At 65.2% G+C, this 20,581-nt stretch carries 22 protein-coding genes; 14 read left to right on the forward strand and 8 right to left on the reverse strand.

Annotated features, from left to right (window positions below; genetic code table 11):
• Positions 1-54 precede the first annotated feature (54 nt).
• Positions 55-510, reverse strand: coding sequence for an Lrp/AsnC family transcriptional regulator (locus NG900_RS15045; RefSeq protein WP_252681768.1), 456 nt, complete (start codon positions 508-510; stop codon positions 55-57).
• A gap of 152 nt (positions 511-662) precedes the next feature.
• On the opposite strand from NG900_RS15045, the gene NG900_RS15050 reads away from it, so the two are divergent.
• The 3 genes from NG900_RS15050 (at position 663) to NG900_RS15060 (ending at position 4,445) form a co-directional block, all read left to right on the forward strand.
• On the forward strand, positions 663-1,793 hold the full coding sequence (locus NG900_RS15050) for an ornithine cyclodeaminase (protein WP_252681770.1): 1,131 nt from the start codon (positions 663-665) through the stop codon (positions 1,791-1,793).
• Positions 1,790-2,803, forward strand: a complete 1,014-nt coding sequence (gene rocF, locus NG900_RS15055; protein ID WP_252681773.1) for an arginase — start codon at positions 1,790-1,792, stop codon at positions 2,801-2,803. The genes NG900_RS15050 and rocF overlap by 4 nt, the downstream gene beginning before the upstream one ends.
• A gap of 79 nt (positions 2,804-2,882) precedes the next feature.
• Entirely contained in the window at positions 2,883-4,445 is a 1,563-nt protein-coding gene (locus NG900_RS15060) for an amino acid permease (protein WP_252681776.1), read from the forward strand.
• Between the two features lie 9 nt (positions 4,446-4,454).
• On the opposite strand, the gene NG900_RS15065 is transcribed toward NG900_RS15060, so the two are convergent.
• Both NG900_RS15065 and NG900_RS15070 read right to left on the reverse strand, forming a co-directional pair.
• Positions 4,455-4,745 carry a hypothetical protein gene (locus tag NG900_RS15065; protein ID WP_252681778.1) on the reverse strand — a complete coding sequence of 97 codons (291 nt, stop codon included), beginning with the start codon at positions 4,743-4,745 and terminating at the stop codon, positions 4,455-4,457.
• A gap of 17 nt (positions 4,746-4,762) precedes the next feature.
• Positions 4,763-5,521, reverse strand: coding sequence for a sulfite exporter TauE/SafE family protein (locus NG900_RS15070; protein ID WP_252681781.1), 759 nt, complete (start codon positions 5,519-5,521; stop codon positions 4,763-4,765).
• 130 nt (positions 5,522-5,651) lie between these two features.
• Between NG900_RS15070 and NG900_RS15075 the strand changes: the two genes are divergently transcribed.
• The 3 genes from NG900_RS15075 to NG900_RS15085 all read left to right on the forward strand — a co-directional run bounded on the left by NG900_RS15075 (position 5,652) and on the right by NG900_RS15085 (position 9,064).
• Entirely contained in the window at positions 5,652-6,536 is an 885-nt protein-coding gene (locus NG900_RS15075; RefSeq protein ID WP_252682171.1) for a LysR substrate-binding domain-containing protein, read from the forward strand.
• A 180-nt stretch (positions 6,537-6,716) separates the two neighbouring features.
• The gene (locus tag NG900_RS15080) at positions 6,717-7,238 is read left to right on the forward strand and encodes a hypothetical protein (protein ID WP_252681784.1); all 522 of its coding nucleotides are present in this window, start codon (positions 6,717-6,719) and stop codon (positions 7,236-7,238) included.
• A 128-nt stretch (positions 7,239-7,366) separates the two neighbouring features.
• Positions 7,367-9,064, forward strand: coding sequence for an AMP-binding protein (locus NG900_RS15085; protein WP_252681787.1), 1,698 nt, complete (start codon positions 7,367-7,369; stop codon positions 9,062-9,064).
• A gap of 78 nt (positions 9,065-9,142) precedes the next feature.
• Here the strand turns inward: NG900_RS15085 and NG900_RS15090 are convergent, their stop codons facing one another.
• The gene (locus NG900_RS15090) at positions 9,143-9,484 is read right to left on the reverse strand and encodes a DUF1488 family protein (protein ID WP_252681789.1); all 342 of its coding nucleotides are present in this window, start codon (positions 9,482-9,484) and stop codon (positions 9,143-9,145) included.
• Between the two features lie 871 nt (positions 9,485-10,355).
• Between NG900_RS15090 and NG900_RS15095 the strand changes: the two genes are divergently transcribed.
• Positions 10,356-11,408 (forward strand): serine hydrolase family protein, encoded by a 1,053-nt coding sequence (locus NG900_RS15095; protein WP_252681792.1) that lies wholly within the window; start codon positions 10,356-10,358, stop codon positions 11,406-11,408.
• A gap of 60 nt (positions 11,409-11,468) precedes the next feature.
• On the opposite strand, the gene NG900_RS26625 is transcribed toward NG900_RS15095, so the two are convergent.
• Positions 11,469-11,597 (reverse strand): hypothetical protein, encoded by a 129-nt coding sequence (locus NG900_RS26625; protein WP_289813812.1) that lies wholly within the window; start codon positions 11,595-11,597, stop codon positions 11,469-11,471.
• A 450-nt stretch (positions 11,598-12,047) separates the two neighbouring features.
• Here NG900_RS26625 and NG900_RS15100 point away from each other — a divergent pair, with 450 nt between their 5' ends.
• A complete protein-coding gene (locus tag NG900_RS15100) occupies positions 12,048-12,194 on the forward strand; it encodes a hypothetical protein (protein ID WP_252681795.1) in 147 nt (48 codons plus the stop codon).
• A 139-nt stretch (positions 12,195-12,333) separates the two neighbouring features.
• On the opposite strand, the gene NG900_RS15105 is transcribed toward NG900_RS15100, so the two are convergent.
• Positions 12,334-12,960, reverse strand: coding sequence for an FMN-dependent NADH-azoreductase (locus tag NG900_RS15105; RefSeq protein ID WP_252681797.1), 627 nt, complete (start codon positions 12,958-12,960; stop codon positions 12,334-12,336).
• A 126-nt stretch (positions 12,961-13,086) separates the two neighbouring features.
• Here NG900_RS15105 and NG900_RS15110 point away from each other — a divergent pair, with 126 nt between their 5' ends.
• Positions 13,087-14,037 (forward strand): LysR family transcriptional regulator, encoded by a 951-nt coding sequence (locus NG900_RS15110; protein ID WP_252681800.1) that lies wholly within the window; start codon positions 13,087-13,089, stop codon positions 14,035-14,037.
• 91 nt (positions 14,038-14,128) lie between these two features.
• Positions 14,129-15,700 (forward strand): MDR family MFS transporter, encoded by a 1,572-nt coding sequence (locus NG900_RS15115; protein WP_252681803.1) that lies wholly within the window; start codon positions 14,129-14,131, stop codon positions 15,698-15,700.
• A gap of 11 nt (positions 15,701-15,711) precedes the next feature.
• Here NG900_RS15115 and NG900_RS15120 read toward each other — a convergent pair whose 3' ends face one another.
• Positions 15,712-16,608 carry an oxygenase MpaB family protein gene (locus tag NG900_RS15120; RefSeq protein WP_252681806.1) on the reverse strand — a complete coding sequence of 299 codons (897 nt, stop codon included), beginning with the start codon at positions 16,606-16,608 and terminating at the stop codon, positions 15,712-15,714.
• 175 nt (positions 16,609-16,783) lie between these two features.
• Here NG900_RS15120 and NG900_RS15125 point away from each other — a divergent pair, with 175 nt between their 5' ends.
• The gene (locus tag NG900_RS15125) at positions 16,784-17,698 is read left to right on the forward strand and encodes a hypothetical protein (protein ID WP_252681809.1); all 915 of its coding nucleotides are present in this window, start codon (positions 16,784-16,786) and stop codon (positions 17,696-17,698) included.
• A 13-nt stretch (positions 17,699-17,711) separates the two neighbouring features.
• Here the strand turns inward: NG900_RS15125 and NG900_RS15130 are convergent, their stop codons facing one another.
• Entirely contained in the window at positions 17,712-18,152 is a 441-nt protein-coding gene (locus tag NG900_RS15130; protein WP_252681811.1) for a PGDYG domain-containing protein, read from the reverse strand.
• Positions 18,153-18,333: 181 nt separating this feature from the next.
• On the opposite strand from NG900_RS15130, the gene NG900_RS15135 reads away from it, so the two are divergent.
• From NG900_RS15135 to NG900_RS15145, 3 genes are all read left to right on the forward strand, one after another.
• Complete coding sequence (locus tag NG900_RS15135) at positions 18,334-18,795, forward strand: nucleoside deaminase (RefSeq protein ID WP_252682173.1); 462 nt, start codon at positions 18,334-18,336, stop codon at positions 18,793-18,795.
• A gap of 5 nt (positions 18,796-18,800) precedes the next feature.
• Positions 18,801-19,157 carry a hydroxyisourate hydrolase gene (locus NG900_RS15140; RefSeq protein WP_252681813.1) on the forward strand — a complete coding sequence of 119 codons (357 nt, stop codon included), beginning with the start codon at positions 18,801-18,803 and terminating at the stop codon, positions 19,155-19,157.
• A gap of 274 nt (positions 19,158-19,431) precedes the next feature.
• The gene (locus NG900_RS15145) at positions 19,432-20,550 is read left to right on the forward strand and encodes a helix-turn-helix transcriptional regulator (protein WP_252681815.1); all 1,119 of its coding nucleotides are present in this window, start codon (positions 19,432-19,434) and stop codon (positions 20,548-20,550) included.
• Positions 20,551-20,581 lie beyond the last annotated feature (31 nt).

A 20,581-nucleotide genomic window follows, 5' to 3' on the forward strand; every position in this document is an offset into this window, starting at 1 on the left:
CGAAATGGCAGCGTGTGTGAGCAATCTGCAAGGTCTGCCCGTGACCGCCGGCTTTTAGGCAGACGCCAGCTTTTCTCCCTTCCCCAGCGGCGTGCGATAGGTCTCCAGGTGGATGCTGGTCTCGGTGTTGTGAATGCCCTTGATCAGGCGGACACGCTCAAGCACGTGGGCCAGTTCGGCAAGGCTGGTGACCTGCAACTCGGCCAGCAAGTCCCATTGTCCGTTGGTGCTGTGCAAGGACGACACGCCGGGCTCGCCCAGCAGCGAAGCAATGACGCGGCGGGCGTCGTTGCCCTCGATCGAGATGCTCATCCAGGCCATCAGGCCCGCGCTTTCGGCTTCGGGACGCAGACGCACGGTGTAGCCGACGATGAGGCCGCTGTCTTCGAGCTTGCGGATGCGGTTGGTTACGGTGCCGCGCGACACCCCCAGCCGCTTGGCCAGGGTGGCCACGCTGGCACGGGCGTTGTGCCGCAGTTGGGCAATGAGCTGCTGATCGATGTTGTCCATTTGCAAGATTCAACCATTCAATATGGCAACATATTGCCAATATGACTGCAGTTTTGTCGATATGATTTGAATCTTCGTTATGGGAAGCTCCTTGCCGATGCCTCAACTCCGATTTGCCAGACCCAGGAGCTGAGGCCAACAAGGAACTTGCCATGTCCCATACAACACCTACATCCCCCGTCATTTCCGCAGGCGTCCACACGGATTTCCTCAGCCATCGCAAGGCCGCAGAACTGGTTGCCCGCGTCGGCGTGATCGAGTGCCTGCGCGGCATGTCGCTCGCCATCGAGGCCGATTTCATGCGCTGGCAAGACTTCGACAAGTCGGCCCGCGTTGCCAACCACTCGCAGGATGGCGTGATCGAGCTGATGCCCGTGTCGGACCAGCAGGACTACGCCTTCAAATACGTCAACGGCCACCCCGTCAACACGCGTCATGGCTTGCCGACGGTGATGGCGTTTGGCGCGCTGGCCAGTGTTGCGACCGGCATGCCGGTCTTCCTGAGCGAGCTCACGCTGACCACCGCGCTGCGCACCGCGGCAACCTCGGCCATGGTGGCGCGCCGGCTCATGCGTCCCGGCAGCCGCACGATGGCGCTGATCGGCAACGGCTCGCAAAGCGAGTTTCAGGCGCTGGCCTTCCATGGGCTGCTGGGCATTCGCGAACTGCGGCTGTTCGACATTGACGCCGCCGCCACGCGCAAGCTGCAAGCCAATCTCGCACCGTACGACCTCGATGTCGTCTGCTGCGGCAGCGCCGCTGAGGCTGTGGAGGGCGCGGACATCGTGACCACCGTGACGGCCGACAAGGCCTACGCCACGATCCTGCACGCCGACATGGTCCGCCCCGGCATGCACATCAATGCGGTGGGGGGCGACTGCCCGGGCAAGACCGAACTGGCCGCCGAAGTGCTGCGGCGCGCCGACGTGTTCGTTGAGTTCGAGCCGCAGACACGCATCGAAGGCGACCTGCAGCAGATGCCCGCCGATTTTGCCGTTACCGAGTTCTGGCGCGTGCTCAGCGCAGACGCGCCCGGACGCACGTCGGATGCGCAGATCACCGTGTTTGATTCGGTCGGTTTTGCGCTGGAGGATTACTCGGCGCTACGGCACATGCGTGCGTTGGCCGCGTCTGCGGACATGCTGGAGCCGCTGGAGCTGATCCCGGCACTGGACGATCCCAAGAACCTGTTCGCGTTGCTCGGAGCGACCCAACACGGCAGCCGCGCTGCGGCGTCTTCCGCGCGCGCTGTCACCCCTCAGCCGGAGGTGGCTGCGCTGTGAATACGCGACTCTCACTCGACGTACCGCCGGTGCACACGCAGGTGCCGTTGCCCGTCACGTTGATCGGCGTACCAAGCGACGCTGGCGCCAGCAGGGTCGGCGCGTGCATGGGGCCCGATGCGCTGCGGGTGGCGCAGCTTGGGCCCGCGCTTGCGGCCCTCGGGTCAGACGTGCATGACTTGGGCAACCTCGCGGGTCCGCCCAACCCGCGCGGACCGCGCGACGACCGGTCCGGCTTGCGCAACCTGGAGGAGTGCGTGCAATGGAACCGCTCCGTCCATGACGCGGTGTTCGCGGAGCTGAGCCAGGGGCGCCTGCCCATCATGCTGGGCGGTGACCATCACTTGGCGATCGGCTCGATCAGTGCCGTCGCGCGCCACTGCCAGACACAGGGCAAGCGCCTGCGCGTGCTGTGGTTCGACGCGCATGCCGATTGCAATACCCCGGACATTTCGCCCACGGGAAACGTGCATGGCATTCCGGTCGCCAGCCTGTATGGCTTCGGGCCTGCCATCCTCGCAACACTGGGCGGGCTGCGCCCGGCGTTGCAACCGGGCGAGCTTCGGCAGATCGGCCTGCGCAGCGTTGACGACTCCGAAAAGCACATGATCCAGACCCTCGACATCGAGGCCTACGACATGCGCCGGATTGACGAGCTGGGCATGCGCGAGGTGATGCAGCGCGCCCTGCGCGATGTGTCTGACCCCGATGTGCATCTGCATGTGAGTTTCGATGTCGATTTCCTTGACCCGGAAATCGCTCCCGGCACGGGCACCACGGTGCGTGGGGGGCCGAACTACCGCGAAGCGCAGTTGTGCATGGAGATGATTGCCGACACCGGCAAGCTGCGCTCGCTCGATGTGGTCGAACTCAACCCCGCGCTCGACATGCGCAATCAGACGGCCGAACTGGTCGTCGATCTCATGGAAAGCCTCTTCGGCAAAAGCACGCTGATCCGGCCGGCACATGCGGAACTGACTTCAACCCATCTCGCTTCACCCTTGGCCTGAACCTCGCGCCGCCGGTAATCGATGCCGGTGGCGCGAGGCGTTTTGCACAACACATACCAATAAACGGAGACCCACGGCCATGCCCCAACAGCCGTCCACGCCGGCGCATCCTGCGCCCGATGCATCCCCACACCTGCAACGCAGGCTCGAAGCGCGGCACCTGACCATGATCGCCATTGGCGGTGCCATCGGCACGGGGCTGTTCGTCGCCTCCGGCTCGGCCATCGCCCAGGCGGGTCCAGGCGGCGCGGTACTGACCTACCTGACCATCGGCATCATGGTGTACTACCTGATGACCAGCCTGGGCGAGCTCGCCGCGTTCATGCCGGTGGCCGGGTCGTTCTCGACCTACGCGTCACGCTATGTCGATAAGGGTTTCGGTTTCGCGCTGGGGTGGAATTTCTGGTTCAGCTGGGCGGTGGTGGTTGCCGTCGATCTGGTGGCTTCTCAGTTGGTGATGGCGTACTGGTTTCCGAATGTGCCCGGCATTCTCTGGAGCGGCCTGTTCCTGCTGGTGATGGTGGGGCTCAATGCCTTTTCCGTGAAAGGCTTCGGCGAGGCCGAATACTGGTTCGCGTTGATCAAGGTGATTGCCGTCATTGGCTTCCTGGGGACAGGCGTCGCCATCCTGTTCGGCATCATCCACACCGGGCACGCTCCGGGCTTCTCGAACTGGACCGTGGGCGATGCGCCGTTCGTCGGCAACTTCGCCACACTGGTGGGCGTTGCCATGATCGTGGCGTATTCGTTTCAGGGCACGGAACTCGTCGGCATTGCGGCCGGTGAATCGGTGGACCCACGGCGCAATGTCCCGCGCGCGATCCGCCAGGTCTTCTGGCGCATCCTGCTGTTCTACGTCCTGTCGATCGTGGTGATCGGCTTCCTGATCCCGTACACCGATCCGCAGTTGCTGCGCAGCGAAGTCAGTGACATTGCGGTCAGCCCGTTCACGCTGGTGTTCAAGCATGCGGGGCTGCTGTCCGCCGCCACCGTCATGAACGCGGTGATCCTCACTTCCGTGCTTTCTGCCGGTAACTCGGGCATGTATGCCGCAACGCGCATGCTGTTCAACATGGCCACCGAAGGCCAGGCGCCGCGCGTCTTTGCACGGCTGACTCGCGCTGGCGTGCCGCTCATCGCTCTGCTGGGCACGACCGCGCTGGCGAGCCTGTGCCTGTTGAGTTCAATCTACAGCCCGCAAGCCGTTTATATCTGGTTGCTCAATCTGGCCGGTATGACGGAGTTCATCGTCTGGCTGAGCATTGCCGTCAGTCATTACCGCTTTCGCAAGGGCTATGTCATGCATGGGCATGATGTGAACGATCTGCCCTACAAGGCAGGCATGTTCCCGTTCGGCCCTGTGTTCGCATTCGTGCTGTGCCTGCTGATTACGCTCGGCCAGAACTACGAGGCCTTCCTGGCGGATCGGATCGACTGGATCGGTGCCATCGCCACCTATCTGGGCATCCCGCTGTTTCTGGCCACGTGGGCGGGTTACCGGCTGGTGTGCAAGTCGCGCTGGGTGCGCTATGAGGACATGCGCTTCGACGCCATCCCCATCGCCGATGTGCCCGAGGCGATCATCGAAGCGGAACCCAAGCCCACTGGCGTGGCGGGATACGGAGCCGCCTCCAACGGCTAGGCAGGCCCTTCAGCGGGCTGTTGCCTGCGAAGACGCGGGAGGCGGGTTCGGGGCGTTTGCGGTGTCGTCCGACATGGCGCCCATGCCAACCGCCACCGCAGCCAGCAAGACCGCCACGCCGCGCGCGACGTAGAAGACCGTTTGCGCGCAGACCATCTCCGGCTCGCGCGATGTGCTGCCGGCGGGGTACGCGTGCCACTTGCCGCGGCTGGCGTGGTACGACATGGGCGTCGGCATCGCATCGCGATGCGCGCGCGGGGGGCGTGTGTGGTGTGTCGGATGAGGCTGCATGTTCGGCATGGCGATTGTCCTCATACTCAAGCGTGAGCCCAGGCGCGCCAGAACAGCAGCGCCGTCATCGAAAACCCGAAGGTGGAAACCAGCGCCCGCACTACCGGCACCGGCAGGCGCTTGGCCGTGTGCGCGCCCAGATAACCGCCCAGTGCGGCGGCCACCAGCATCACCAGCGTCTGCGGCCACCACACCATCCTGGCCAGCGCAAAGCACAGCACGGCGACGAGGTTGGTAGCCCCCACCAGCAGCGTGCGCGAGGCATTCAGGGCTTTGATGTCGTCGTGGCCGAACAGTGCCCACACCGCCATCATCATGATCCCGACCGCGCCGCCAAAGTAGCCGCCATAGATGGCCAGCCCGCCTTGCGCGACCAGCAGCGTCGTCCGGCCGATGTGCACGCGCTGGCGCAGCCACGCCCCGGCCTGCCTGCCGAACGTGAACGCCAGGGAGCCGATCAGCAGCAGCCACGGCACGATGAAATCGAACGCGCGCGATGACGTGTTCATCAGCAGCAGCGCGCCGAGCAATCCACCCGCCAGGCTGATCCCTACCATGGCGCGCATCGAGACCTGCTCGAAGCCGCGGTAGTCGGATCGATACGCCCATGCGGACGTCGCCGCGCCCGGCAGCAGCGCCACCGTGCTCGACGCATTGGCAAACACCGACGGCACACCCGCAAACATGAGCGCGGGCAGGGTGACGAACGAGCCGCCGCCGGCCAGCGCATTCATCATGCCGGCGAGCAGGCCCGCGCCAAAAAGCAGCAGCGTGGCGGATTCCATTGGGGGCGAGAGTGGGATGTTGCGTTGGGAGGTGCCTCAGTTTCTGCCACTGGCCGCAACACCGCAATCTGCGATACATTGACCAAGCCTCAGGATGACACTGAGGCTGATGCCTTATTTGAGAGTCTTCGTGCGCTTTGACCTGACTGATCTGCGACTCTTCCTGTACACCGCCGAGGCCGGCAGCATCACTGCCGGGGCGGAGCGCTCGCACTTGACGCTGGCGTCGGCCAGCGCGCGCATCCGCGGCATGGAAGACACGCTGGGCGTGCCGCTGCTCACGCGCAATCGCCGGGGCGTGGAAACCACCGCCGCCGGCCGCACGCTTGTCCACCACGCACGCGTGGTGCTGCAGCAGATGGACCGCATGCGCGGTGAGCTGGGCGAATACGCGCGCGGCCTCAAGGGCTACGTGCGGTTGCTGTCCAACACCGCCGCCATGACGGAGTTCCTGCCCGAAACGCTCAGCGCCTTCCTGGCCGCGCATCCCGAAGTCGACATCGATCTGGAAGAGCTGGTCAGCCACGAGATTGTCGAAGCGATTGTGCAGGGGCGGGCGGACATCGGCATCGTCAACGACGCGGTGGATCTGTCGGGGCTGGAGACCTTCCCGTTCCGCCACGACCGCTTGGTGCTGGTGACCGCGCGCGACCACCCGTTGGCCGAGCGCCGCGAGCTGGCTTTTGTCGACACGCTGCAGGAAGACTTCGTCGGCCTGACGGGTGACAACGCCTTGCAGGCCTACCTGGCCGGGCATGCCGCGCGCGCCGGTTATCGGCTCAAGTACCGCGTGCGGCTGCGCAGCTTTGATGCGGTGTGCCGCATGGTGGAGCGCAACGTGGGCGTGGGGGTGATCCCCGAGCATGCGGCGATCCGCCTGCAGCGCTCCATGGCCATTCGCCGTGTGCGGCTGACCGATGCCTGGGCGACGCGCCTGCTGCGCATCTGTGTGCGCCGCTTTGACGACCTGCCGGTCTTCGCGCGCCAACTGATCGAGCATTTGCGCGAGGCCTGAGCGCTGCGCGCGTCCGTCATTCGGCGGAGAGAGGCTGTTTGAACTCGCTTGGGGGATATCGCATCGGTACACTGCAAGCAGTTGCGCTCCACCGCATGCCTCACCTGGTCGTTGTGGCGGCGCAGCAAAGCAGCATCGTCTGGCCGCATTCCGACCGCAGTCGTTCTGATGGAGCGCACGATGGCTTCCGCCGGTGTTCCCCCCGATGTTCCTCCGATCGGCTTGCTGCACGCCGCGCGTGCACTGCGCATCTATCGTCGCCACGAGATCAACGCGCTGGCGTGGATCGCGCTGGGTGTGTGCCTTCGCACGCCCGCGGCCATGGCGGCCATCAGTGTGGCGCTGCTCATCGTGTGCGCGTGGTCGCTCACGCGGCATATCCAATATCTCAAGCCGTTGTACGAACTGCCGGCGTTCAGCCGGCTGCTCACGCACAGCGGCATGGCCTTCGCGGCTGTCAATGCCGCGCTGCTGGCGGTGGAGCTGGCCACCGGCGCCGGACGCGGCGGATGGTTCGATGCCGACGGCTGGCTCGCGCCGGCGTGGCCGCAAATCCTGCCCGATATGGCAGGCACGATCGAGCTGATGCTGGTGTGCGCGCAGTGGATTGTCGTGCTGGGCGTTGTGGTTGCCGCAACGGCCTGGGCATGGCTGAGCCTGGGCGGCGGCCGGTCGCTGCGCTTTCCGCCGCGCTCGCAATGAGCGCATGCCCGGGGTGATTCCGGGCTGTTCCGGCGGCAGTTTTCCTTCTATAAGTGGGTGAGTCGGTTGCAGGTGCGTTTCCGTCGCGCCAGGACGAGGCGCGTGCAGTCCAACCCCAGGAGACAGGCATGACATCGCTGGACGCCTTCCTGCGGTGCCGCGACTTTCTGCTCGCGCATCGTGAAGACTACGACACCGCCGTGCGCGATTTTGCGTGGCCCGAGCTGGATCGCTTCAACTGGGCGCTCGATTATTTCGACACCATGGCGCGCGGCAACGACGCCATCGCGCTGTGGGTGCTCGACGACCAGGGCAACGAGACGCGCCTGTCCTTCGCGCAGATGGCCGAACGCTCGGCGCGCGTGGCCAACCACATGCGCGCGCTCGGCGTGCAGCGCGGGGACCGTATCCTGCTCATGCTCGGCAACGTGCCGGGGCTCTGGGATGTGATGCTCGCCAGCATCAAGATCGGCGCGGTCATCATTCCTGCCACCACGCTGCTTACGGCCGAAGACCTGCGCGAGCGCATTGCCATGGGCGAGGTGCGCCACGTGGTGGTGGGCGCGGCGGATTGCGCCAAGCTCGATGCCGTCTCAGGCACATTCACACGCATCGTGATTGGCGCGGACAAGGCGCCCGCCGGCTGGCACCGCTTTGAAGATGCGTATGCGGCATCCCCCGAATTCACACCCGATGGGCCCACGCAGGCCAGCGATCCGCTGCTGCTGTATTTCACCTCCGGCACCACGTCCAAGCCCAAGCTCGTGATGCACACGCATGCGAGCTACCCCGCCGGGCATCTGTCCACGCTGTACTGGATCGGCCTGGCGCCCGGCGATGTGCACTGGAACATCAGTTCGCCCGGCTGGGCCAAGCACGCGTGGAGCTGCTTCTTTGCGCCCTGGAATGCCGGCGCCACCATCTTCATCTACAACTACGCGCGCTTCGAACCCAAGGCCGCGCTCGACGTACTTTGCCGGGCCAAGGTGACCACGCTCTGCGCGCCGCCTACGGTGTGGCGCATGCTCATTCAGGAAGACCTGGCCGCCTGGAAGCCCGCCCTGCGCGAACTGGTGGGCGCCGGCGAGCCGCTCAACCCGGAAGTGATCGAACGCGTCCGCATCGCCTGGGGCATCACCATCCGCGACGGCTATGGCCAGACTGAAACCACCTGCCAGATCGGCAACAGCCCGGGGCAGCCGGTCAAGCCGGGTTCGATGGGCCGGCCGCTGCCGGGCTACCGCATCACGCTGCGCGACCCGGATGGCAACGAAGCCGAGGAAGGCGAGATCTGCATCGAATTGAATTCACGCCCCACGGGGCTGATGGAAGGCTACGCTGGCAACGCCAGCAAAACCGCCGAAGCGATGCGCGGCGGCGTGTACCACACCTCCGACATTGCCGCGCGCGACGCGAGCGGCTACCTGACCTACGTCGGCCGCGCCGATGACGTGTTCAAGGCGTCGGACTATCGCGTCAGCCCGTTCGAGCTGGAGAGCGTGCTGATCGAACACCCCGCCATTGCCGAAGCCGCAGTCGTGCCGAGCCCCGACCCCGTGCGCCTGGCCGTGCCGAAGGCCTTCCTGGTACTGCGCGCGGGGCACGAAGCCGGCCCCGAACTGGCGCGCGACATCCTGGCGTTCTGCCGCAACCGGCTGGCGTCGTACAAGCGCGTGCGCCGCATCGAGTTTGCCGATCTGCCCAAGACCATCTCGGGCAAGATCCGGCGTGTCGAATTGCGCATGCGTGAAGCGGCGCGCAGCGAAAGCGCCGCGGGCGTTCGCAACGTGCAGGAATACTGGGAAGAGGATTTCCCGGCCGATTGACCTCGTGCCGCGCTTGGGCACCGAACGGAACGCGCGGCCCCCGACCGCACGTTCCGCTGCGCCCGCGCCGATGCGATATCAGCGCGATGAACGCGGGACCAGGCGCAACTGGCGCGCGCGGTCCAGATCGTAGGCCGGCACACCGCCATGCGGCAGCGAGGCACGGGAAGCGGCCAGGTCACGGCCGCGCACGATCACCGGGGCGAGCGTGCCTGCGCGGATCAGGTCCGACGCAGCCAGCTCGATCCAATCGCGGTAGTTGCGATAGACCTCTTCGGCCGTGGCTTTCTGATGCGCGCAGTCGCAGAGCGACAGGGCTTCGGACGTGACGAAACAACTCACAACCTTGCCGTCGACGATGGCTTGGAAGAACAGGTCGCCTACGGACCTGAAAGTCTTGCCGGTGAACGAGATGTTCATGATGCTCCCCCATTGATCGGGCGCGCCGCGTTTACGGCGTGCCCCACATGCCGCTTTCGCGGCGCTGCGATCACATGCGGGAGCGCAGGTTCCGAATGGAGGGATGACGATGCTCCGGATGTGAAATCCATCCGGATGCGGTTGACCCAGTGAAGCGGGTCGGACTATCCCTCGGTGCCGTTATACGGTCTGTCAATTCGGTAGTTGACTGCGGGTTCACTCTCGCGCTGCGACCTTCCCCGTACAAATCATGTTCGATATCGTTTTCGTTACCACAAGCGGTTCAACACCCCGACGCCTACGGCAATCGAGATGGCCAGCAGCCAGAACACAACGGTTGGAACGCGCGTCGCCGGAAGACGTGTTTGAAACAGGCGCCGCCGCGTCGGAATGAACTGCCAATCGGCAGTGTGACGTTCCCACCCCAAGCGAGCCGTCAAGCCCGCAGTTCCCCGTTTGGTGATTCCCATGGCTTGCTCCCGAAAGCCCACTGCTGCGTATTTAATATTATTTAATTCTGCTGTTCTTCGGTTGCATTCTAGGACACTCCACGCGGAGCGCTAGTGCGCCTTGGCATGATTCTTCTCGTCCATTTGGTTCATAAACGGGAGGTCTAGGACATATTGGGGGGGAAATATGAACTGGTTTTCCAATCACATTGAGCCAATTCACCGATACGCAAACGCTTACGTTTCAAACGGGTGCTTTAGAGGCTGCAAAAGGTCCTGCAAGGTTGCGCAGCTACAGTCACGGGTTTCTTGCGGGGCGCGGTCTGCAGCGGCGCTCAGAGGGCAAAACGCCGAACTGGCGCGCGTCCTGAGGTACAGTGCGACCGGCAGCACGGTAGGGCAACAATGAGCGGGACATCAACATGACGCAGGCAAGGCGCGCCCCAAAAGCGTGGGCGTTCGCGGGGTTCGGAATACGGCTGGCGGCCGTATTCGGGGTATGTGGGGCGGGAATGGCAATGGCGCACGCCGAGGCGCCGAGTCTGGCGGTGCGTCGCGCGGCCGTGGAGTCGACGTTGGCCCATGCTGGCAGTTGCCAGCGCCTGGGCGACTATTACTGGGAAATCGGCGATGCCAAGGGCGTGCTGATGCGTGGTCAGCATGGCCAGCGCATCAGTGCCAACAAAACGGTGCGGCTGGCGTCGGCTTCCAAATGGGTCTTTGGCGCCTATGTGGCGGAACGCACGCACGGCAAGCCCACACCCGCCGAGATTGATGCGCTGACCATGCGCTCCGGCTACGACGGACTCAACCCGCTGCTGTGCAATCGCAACGACACCGTGCAGAGCTGCTTCGAGCGTGGCCGCAACAGCACCTTCACTCCGGGCCATGTCGGGCGATTCAGTTACAACGGCGGCCACGACCAGAAGCTGCTGATCAATCTTGGTTTTGGCGGCGCCGATGCCGACACGCTCAGCAACGAGCTCGATCGCCAGCTTGCCAACACGCCCGGCCTGCGCGACGCCGACAAGCCGCTCGGCATCCGTTACCTGGCCCCCGAGCCCGGCGGCGGGATGATCGCTACGCCCAGCACCTACGGTCAGTTCTTGCGCCGCCTGATGCGCGGTGAATACGAGCTCGGCAAGATGCTCGGCCAGCATGCCGTCTGCACTGAGCCCGGCACGTGCGCGAATGCTGTCAGCACGCCGGCCGCGCTGCCGTGGCACTACGCGCTCAACTATTGGATTGAAGACCACCCTGGCGGTGACGGCGCTTTCAGCTCGCCGGGCGCGTTCGGCTTCTATCCGTGGATCACTGCCGACAAACGCTACTACGGCATGCTCGTGCGCGAGACGCTTGCGCCGCGCGCGTACGTGCGCAGCGCAGCGTGCGGGGCCCTGATCCGCCGCGCCTTTGCCGAAGGGCTGGCGCAGCACCCTGCGGAATCCGCCGGTACGCCCGATTTTGCGGACTGACTTAACCGAGCCAACCGGCGCTCAGGAATTGAGCGGCGGGCATGCCGGCCCCGCCGCTGATCAATAACCGCGGTAATACGGGTGATAGTGCGGACGGTCGTAGTAGCCGCCCGCCGGCACCACCACACATGCGCTCAGCGCGGAAGCGGCGGCAGCGGCCAGGATGAGCAGGGCGAGGGTGCGTTTCATGGTGAGGCTCCGTGGTTGTCGTTGGACTTGGCCTCACTGTATGGAAACGTCTCGCAACCGCGCTTTACCGTTTGTAAGCAAAACTGCGGCGTCCGGACCGGTCATCCACGGCTGTTGCCGCGTTGGCAGCCGGTGCGCCACTGCGGCCGTAATTTGCCGTTACCTTTGCGGTCAGACTGTGGAGACGCTGGGCGTGCACGCTCTTGTCGGTGTCGCGCCACAATGTTCCACAAACTTATCGCCACACTATTGACAGTTCGTCGAGATAAGCGGGAAATAGAACAAACGGCAAACGTTGGGCTTCAAGTTTGAGCGCCCGGCGCCGATAGCCGTTCATAGAGACGTCAGGGCGTTTCGGCTAACCGCCGGAACAACAATGCCCTGCGGGGACTAGACGATGCGCAATGCCCAACCGTGCGCATCGGCAACATGTGTCGGGGGGAACGCATCATGACGAATTTTCTGGAGTCCACCATTGCCTGGGCCGTGCCGTGCCTGATTGCCACCGCGATTGTGGCGCCGGTCATGTGGCGCAAGCTGCGTACGCGCCGTCTGCTCGAAGCCATGCATGAGGCGCGCGAATACCGCGATGAATGAACTGGGGATCGGCGAGCCGCGCTGATCTCTCCAGGCTGTTACGCCAATCAGAAACGGGCGCCGCATTGCTGCAGGCGCCCGTTTTGCATTTTGCGATGCCGATTGCGGCGCGCATCCTGCCGCGCCGCTTCCTGTGCGCTCAGGCAGCCACGGCTTGGCTGACGACGTCGCGCATGGCGGCGTGTGCGGCTTCCAGGGCTTGCGTGCGGGCGTCCGGGCCCATCGCCAGGCGTTCAGCGCGCACGAACTGCACGTCGGTGATGCCGAAGAAACCGAACACCGTCTTCAGGTAGGCCTCCTGGAAGTCCATGGCGGCTGCCGGGCCGGCCGAATACATGCCGCCACGCGTGGAGGCAACGATCACCTTCTTGCCGCCAGCCAGGCCGACCGGGCCGTTTTCCGTGTACTTGAACGTGCGGCCGGCTTGCGCCACGCGGTCGATCCAGGCCTTGAGCTGGCTCGGCACCGAGAAGTTGTACATCGGTGCGCCGACCACGATGACATCGCTGGCGAGCAGTTCGCCCACGAGTGCATCCGAGCGGGCATGCTCGGCGCGGGTGGCGTCATCGAAATCATCGGTGCCCGTGGCGCGGAAGCCGGCGGCAATGGCGCCGTCCAGGTGGGGAATGGCTTCCACGGCCAGGTCGCGGTGGACGACGGTGGCGCTGGGGTTTTCGCGGCGCAGTTCCTCGACGATGGCGGCGGTCAGCAGGCGCGAGGCCGACGCGTCACCGAGGATGCTGGAATCAATGTGAAGGACTTGCATGATGTCTCTCCAAGAAAAGGTGGGTTGACGTAACGATAGTGCGGTGCAGCGAGTTCCAGTAGTGGGTCGAATCGACACACATCGTTCTATGAGTGAGACAATCCTCGCGACCCTCGGAGAACGGCCATGCAAGACCTGAACGACCTCGTCCTGTTTGCCAGTGTGGTGACGCACGGCAGTTTTTCCGGCGCCGCGCGGGCGCTGGGGATCCCCAAGTCGCGTGTAAGCCGTCGGGTGGCCGAACTGGAGGCGCGCCTCGGTGTACGGCTGCTGCAGCGATCCACGCGGGCGGTGCACGTGACGGACGTCGGCTCGGCGTTCTACACGCATTGCGAATCGATGACGCGGGCCGCCCGCGCCGCCTTCGAGGTGGCCGAGCATGCCGGCGAGAAGCCCGCCGGCCGCCTGCGCGTGAGCTGCCCGGTGGGCGTGGCGCACGTGTTCCTGGGGCCGGTGGTGCCGCGCTTCCTGCGCGAGCACCCCGACGTGCGCCTGGAGCTGGATGTCACCAACCGCCGCGTCGACGTCATCGGTGAGGGTTACGACGTGGCGCTGCGCGTGCGTTCGACGCTGGATGATTCCAACCTCGTGGTGCGCACCTTCGGCGTGAGCAATCAGGTCATGGTGGCGAGCCCGGAATTCGTGGCCGCGCACGGGCCGTTCGATACGCCGGCATCGTTGCAGGGCGTGGCGGCGCTCTGGCTCGGTTCCTCCGCGGGCGAGCGCACGCGCTGGCGCCTGACCGGGCCGGATGGGGCCGCGGTCGACATCGAGTGCCAGCCGGTGTTGGCCACCGATGACCTTTATCTGCTGGTGTTGAGCGCCATTGCCGGCGTGGGGGTGGGGCAACTGCCAGTCAACCTGTGCGAGGAGGGGCTGCGTGATGGCCGGCTCGTCCCCTTGTTGATCGACCACAAGCTGCCGACGCACCAGTTCCACGCGGTGTTTCCGTCCCGGCGGGGGCTGGTGCCGGCGGTACGCGCCTTCATTGAATTTCTGGCCGCCGAACTGCCAGCCATGACGCTGAAGACAGCGAAAGGCTGTTACGAAGACATCCTGCAGCCGCCAGATCGTTGACTCTGCAACGAATGTCAATCGGCAGTATCATCGAGAGCTTCGCTTCAGCCATTGGTGTGAGTGGTTTTTTACGGCACTTGCGCACATTCCCATGTCCTCCCGCCCCAGCATTGAATCGCCACAGTCAGACTCGCCCGTCGCAGCATTGACAGACCCATTGGGTAAGCCGCCGGTGGCCGACATCCCGGTGATGGTGGTCATGGGCGGGCTGATGCTCGCCATTCTGCTGGGCGCGCTGGAGCAAACGATCGTGGCGGTGGCGCTACCCGTCATCGCGGGGGAGTTCAACGGCTTTGCGTTGATGGCCTGGCTGGTGTCGGCCTATCTGGTGGCCTCCACCGTCGTCACGCCCATCTACGGAAAACTGAGCGACCTGTACGGCCGGCGCGCCATGCTGACGACGGCGATCACACTGTTTGTGCTGGCGTCGGTGGTCTGTGCGCTGGCGACCAGCATGCCGATGCTGCTGTTTGCACGTGTGCTGCAGGGGCTGGGCGGGGGCGGGCTGATCTCGGTGGCGCAGGCCACGATTGCTGACGTGGTGCCGCTGCGCGAGCGCGGCCGCTACCAGGGTTATGTGAGCGGCATGTGGGCCATGGCCAGCCTGGCCGGCCCGGTGATCGGCGGTTACCTGACGCACTACCTGTCGTGGCGCTGGATCTTCTGGATCAACCTGCCGCTGGGCATTGTCGCGTTGGTGGTGGTGCGGCGCGCGCTACGGCATTTGCCGGTGGCGCATCAGCGTCGCCCGATCGACGTGCCGGGGGTGGTGCTCTTTGCGCTGGGGCTGACAGCGCTGCTGGTCATGATTACCCGTGTGGGCCAGGGGGTGCCGCTCATGCAGCCCGACAACCTTGGTTTGCTGGTCGGGGCTGTGGTGGTGCTGGGCGCCTTCGTGTGGCAGGAGAACCGCGCGGCTGAGCCGATCATTCCCCTGTCGATGTTCCGTGTGCGCACGGTCACGATCTGCTGTCTGGCGTTGTTCCTGTGCTTCTTCCAGTTGATTGCCACGTCGGTGCTGATGCCGTTGCGCTTCCAGATGGTCGCGGGTGCCAGCCCCGATGCCGCCGCGCTGCGCCTGGTGCCGCTCACCCTGTCGATTCCGCTTGGGGCCTTCCTTGCCGGCAAGTGGATGACACACAGCGGCCGCTACAAGCCGCTCATGCTGAGCGGCGCGTGCGTAGTGCCGTTTGCGGTGGCTTCGCTGGGTCTGCTGGATCCGCACAACGTCCTGGCGCTCACGCTGGCGATGGTGGTGCTGGGCCTGGCGATTGGCGTGCAGTTTCCGACGGGCCTGGTGGCCACGCAGAACGCAGTGCCGCCGCAGACGGTGGGCCTGGCGACGGCGCTCACGGCCTTCTCGCGTCTGCTGGGTGGCGCGGTGGGCGTGGCCGTGCTGACGTCGGTGCTGATTGCGCTGCTGCGCCAGGCTGCGCCGCAAGCGCAGGTGGCCGCGGGCGGCGACGTGCTGATGGACCTCTTCCATGCGGCGCTCGCCAGCAGCGGTGCCGATGCACAAGCTCTGCAGCGTGCAGGCGAGACCGCGTTCCGCCATCTGTTCTTCTTTGCTGCTGCGGTGTCGGTGGTCTCGCCGCTGCTGATTGTGCGGCTGGAAGAAAAGGCGCTGCGCGGCAAGGTGTCGATCGCAGAAGCCATCGAGTAAGCAGGACAGCGCTAGCTCGGGGCGGGCGCCAGCGCGCGCCGTCGAGCGCGGCGTGCGACGCTGCCTTCGTATAGCGCCCAGCGCAGCGTCGGGGCCACGGTGCGCATGGCAGCCGATGCAAACGCGGCCTGCAACGGCGGCCGCTTGAGATCGAGCATCTGGATGGCCCACGGCGGCAGCAACTGGATGCCGGCATCCAGAAACAAGCGCACCGCTGGCCGCAACCCGGGGCGCGGTGCCTGCCACGTCATCAACACCTCCACCACCGTGCGTGTGCGATCGCTGGCCACCAGTTCAGCGCGCATGCCATGCAGATACGCCTGGATGGCTGCGCGCGATTTCGGCACATCCCGCGCGCCAAGCAACTCGGCAATGAGTGCCGTCTCTTCAAAATAACGATCCTGCTGGGCGCCGCTCAGGCCGCCATCCACGTAGCGCAGATAGCCGGCCAGGAAGCTCGACATCTCGGCGACGTGCACCCAGGTGAGCAGGTCCGGATCGTTGGCTGAATAGGGCCGGCCATCGGGGGCGATGCCCTGCACGCGGTTGTGGATCGTCTTGACGCGTTCGATGAGCGCCAGCGCATCGTGCCGGCTTCCGTAGGTGGTGCCCGCCACGAACTGCGCGGTGCGGCCCAGGCGACCCTGCAGGTCTTCGCGAAAGTTGGAGTGGTCCCACACGCCGGCCAGGGCGCGCGGGTGCAGCGCTTGCAGCAGCAACGCGCTGACGCCGCCGGCCATCATCGCCGGGAAATCCGCGTGGACCTTCCAGCAGACCGCATCGGGGCCGAACAGGCCGGGGTCGCCGGGCGGCGAGGCGATATCGAGCGTGAGGCTGCCGGTGGCACGCGTGAGGCCGCGGACCTGGTTGGCAATGCGCTCGCGAAGCGCAACGAGTGGTGAGGGCATGGTGCCGAAGGTGCGGTGCGGGCACGAGGCGGGGAAGCCTCCATTTTACCGAGCCGCTTCCGCCGTGCCGTGATGACGCAACGCCGCATGGCGTATGCATTGGCAGGCCCATTTGTTGCGAGCCTGTGGGCGATAGCGCCTCCTAGAATGAAGAACAATTCCATGAGAACGCCACATGCCTATGCTTCCCCACCGATATGTTGCCCGGTTCGGCCTGATTGTCCTGATGGCGGGCCTCTGCCTGAGCCCTGCGTTGCGCGCTGCCGACAACGCACAAGCCTTGCGCGATAAATACCAGAGCGTTGCGCAGCAATTGGCCGACAACCCATTCCACCGCCCGTTGGTGCTGGAATCCAACGAGACGCCCGACCGGCTCAAGAGTGATATCTACAGCGTGCTCGATTACCCGTTCGCCACCGTCAAGGGCGCGCTGAACGACCCGGCGCACGGCGCTGCCAACTGGTGTGACGTGCTGATCCTGCATCTGAACATCAAGTACTGCCACGCAACGCAGGGGGCGGGCGGCAGCGTGCTCAACGTCAACCTGGGGCGCAAGGTGGAAGACTCGCTGTCCACGACCTATCCGCTCGAATTCAGTTATCACCCGGCCGCCAGCAGCGCCGACTACTTCCGGGTAGAGCTCAACGCGGCTTCGGGGCCGCTCAGCACGCGTGATTACCACATCATGCTGGAGGCCGTTCCCGCGCCGGGCAGCGGTAACCATACGTTCCTGCATCTCACCTATGCCTACGGTTACGGCACCGCCGGCCGCCTGGCGATGCGCACGTATCTCGCCACCGTGGGCAGCGGCAAGGTGGGCTTCACCAGGGAGGCGGAGTCATCGAGCGCGGAGCCGGGATACGTGGGCGGTGTGCGCGGCTTGCTGGAGCGCAACACGATGCGCTACTACCTTGCCATCGACGCCTACTTGAAATCGCTTGCCGCGCCGCCGGACAAGCGCCTGCAGCAGCGCCTGATCACGTGGTTCAACGCGACCGAGCAGTACCCGCGCCAACTGCACGAAGTGGAGCGGCAGGACTACCTCGAGATGAAGCGCCACGAAATCGAGCGCCAGCAGACGCCTCAGTGATGGCGCTTGCGCTTCAAGCGTGGGTGTAAGGCCGATAGACCTTGGCGAAGCGCTGCGCCTGCACGACGCCATAGTCGCCGGGGGCGTATTGCAGGACCCAGTCGCCGGCTTGGCCGTGCAGCACGTCGCCGGCTTCGGAACGCGCCATCGAGAATGCTTCGCCCATCTGCTTGGCAAGCACCACGCTCGGGCGGTTGCGATAGGCGCCCGCCTGACCGTGCGCGACCGATGCATCCGCGCTGACGTACTTCGCATCGAAGCGCTCACGCGAGACCACCCAGCGGTCGCCCGTCGAACCGGTGATGAGTGCATCGCCGGGGGCGTAGCGGTTCGGGCCTTCCAGGCTCATCAACTCACCGGGGGCGGTGGCAAAGTCGACGTGGACGGTCTCGTCCTTGACGAAGGGGCGGGCGGCAGGGTCCGTGCGCAGATCGACGTGTTGCAGGGTCGGCATAGGGTGACGCAAAGGCGATGAAGGCGATGAAGGCGAGACGAGGCGGAAGGCCGTAAGCGTAGCGCAAACGGCGTGCCGAAGGTTCGTTAGAGTGGGGGCGGAATTATTGATATCTCAACCCGAGGATTCCACCGTGAACGCACGTGAACCCCATTCGCCATCCCCGCTGACCGAACGCGACATGGCGCTGTTGCGCCAGGCGATTGCGCTGGCCGACGATGCGCGCAAGCGCGGCCGCCACCCGTTCGGCGCACTGGTGGCCGACGAACACGGCAACGTGATTGCCACGGCCGGCAACAACTCGATGCCGCCTGAAGGCGACCCCACTCAGCATGCGGAACTGGCGGCCGCTGCGGCGGCAGCCAAGGTGCTGTCCCCCGAGCAGCTTGAGCGCTGCACGCTGTACACCAGCGCCGAGCCCTGCTGCATGTGCTCGGGCGCCATCTACTGGTGCAACATCGGTCGCGTGGTCTATGCGCTTTCGGAGCACCACCTGCTGACGCTCACGGGCGACCACCCCGAGAACCCCACGTTCTCATTGCCGTGCCGCGAGGTGTTCGTACGCGGGCAGCGCCGCATCGAGGTGCACGGCCCGTTGATCGAAGAGGAAGCCGCGCACTCGCACGTCGGCTTCTGGGGGTGAGCGCCATGCCGGGGATCTCGATCCACGTGGTGGATGTGTCGCGCGGCGTGGTCGCACAGGGGCTGGCGGTGCGCATCGAACGGCTGGTGGGCGGCGAGCGTTTGCTGCTGGCGGCGGGGCGCATCGGCTCCACCGGTACGCTGCGCGAGTTGGATGCACTGGCGGCGCACTGTGTGGCCGGCGTGTACGAGGCCACCTTCGAGGTGGGCGAGTACTACCGGCAGGCCGGCATCGCGTTGCCTGCCACGCCGTTCCTCGAAACGGTGCCCTACCGGTTCGGGCTGGATGATGTAGCGCAGCACTATCACCTGCCGTTCAAGATGACGCCGTGGGGGTACTCCTGCTTTCGGGGTGGGGCGTAGTGTGTTGCGTTCGTCCTCTGCCAGTCGTGATCCGGAGAAGCTGCGCCGCCTCCGGGGGTCTCGGCACCGGCTTGAGAGGGGCGGTACCGACGCATTTGTAAGCCCCCCGCCCCCATGCCAGGCATCATTCATTTGGATGACGCCCGCATCAAACGAACGATGCCGTAGCGCAAATGCCCGTGCTACGTTATGCGCACATAACAAGCCCGCCACCACCATCGGGGTGAGTCCGGCGGGCACCAGCGCAGACAGCCATCCTTCGGGGGAGGGAAGCTTGCTCAAAGATCAGTTGATTGGCGATCTGTACGAAGCGGCAGTGACGCAGGATGGTTTCCTGGAGGCCTTCCAGCAGGTGACCGAATCGCTCGGCGCTGACATGTTTCACATGTTCAGCTGGGACGCCGTGCGCAATGCCCCGCAACTCTCCGTCTACTCACCAAAGAGAGAGATCGACGACACCATCCGCCTGTATGACCAATACTACGGTGCGCTGGACCCGCGCCGCGGTTTTGTCGAGCGAGCCAACGTGCGCGAGTTCGCCTTCTGCCAGGACCACCTTTCCGACGTCTATGTCGAGCGCAGCGAATTCTTCCAGGACTATCAGATTCCGGCGGGCTTCCGCTACTTGATGGGTGTACGCCTGGAGCGTCCGGGCAGCAGCGACATCCTGCTCGGCATGCTTCGAGCGCACGGCCGAACACCGTATTCCGAAGAGAATCGCTTCAACGCCGCAGGCATGGCCGGCCACCTGCAGCGCACGATCAACCTATGGCGTGATACACGCGTGCTCCACCGCGATGCGGCCATTGGCGCAGAACTGATGGAGCAGCTTGGCCTGGCCGTGTTCGCCCTCGGACGCGATCAGCGCGTGCTGTTTGCCAACGCCCAGGCCGAGGCGCTGCTGCGTGCTTCGACGTGTCTGCGTCTCGAACACGGGCGCCTGTGCGCCACGTTTGCGGCCGACAACGACGGTCTCCAGGCTGCGTTGGCGCGCGTGGCAAAAACCCGCAAGGGCGAGAGCGTTACGGTGCGGCCGAGGCTGGGCGCGCCGCACGAAATCTTCCTCGGGATATCACAGTTGCCCGCTCACGCTGCGCATGCTGCGTTTGGCGATGCCGCCATGCTGATCACGGCGCGCCGCCGCGGTGATGCAGCGCCCGTCACGGCGATGCAGTTGCGTCAGGCCTTCGGCCTGTCGGCCGCAGAAGCCGCGGTGGGCGAGGCGCTGATTGCCGGCAAGACCCCCGACGAATACGCCGCCAGCGCTGGCGTGGCCATGTCGACGGTGCGCTCGCAATTGCGCGCCATCTATGAGAAGACCTGCACGCGCTCGCAGACGGAAGCCGTCGGGACGATGCTGTGGGTGCTGTCGCAGCGCAAGCCGCAGGGCTAGTACCGCGCTTGCCGCTTGCCGGATAGCAATC

Source organism: Ralstonia soli (assembly GCF_023955655.1).
Lineage (GTDB): Bacteria > Pseudomonadota > Gammaproteobacteria > Burkholderiales > Burkholderiaceae > Ralstonia > Ralstonia soli.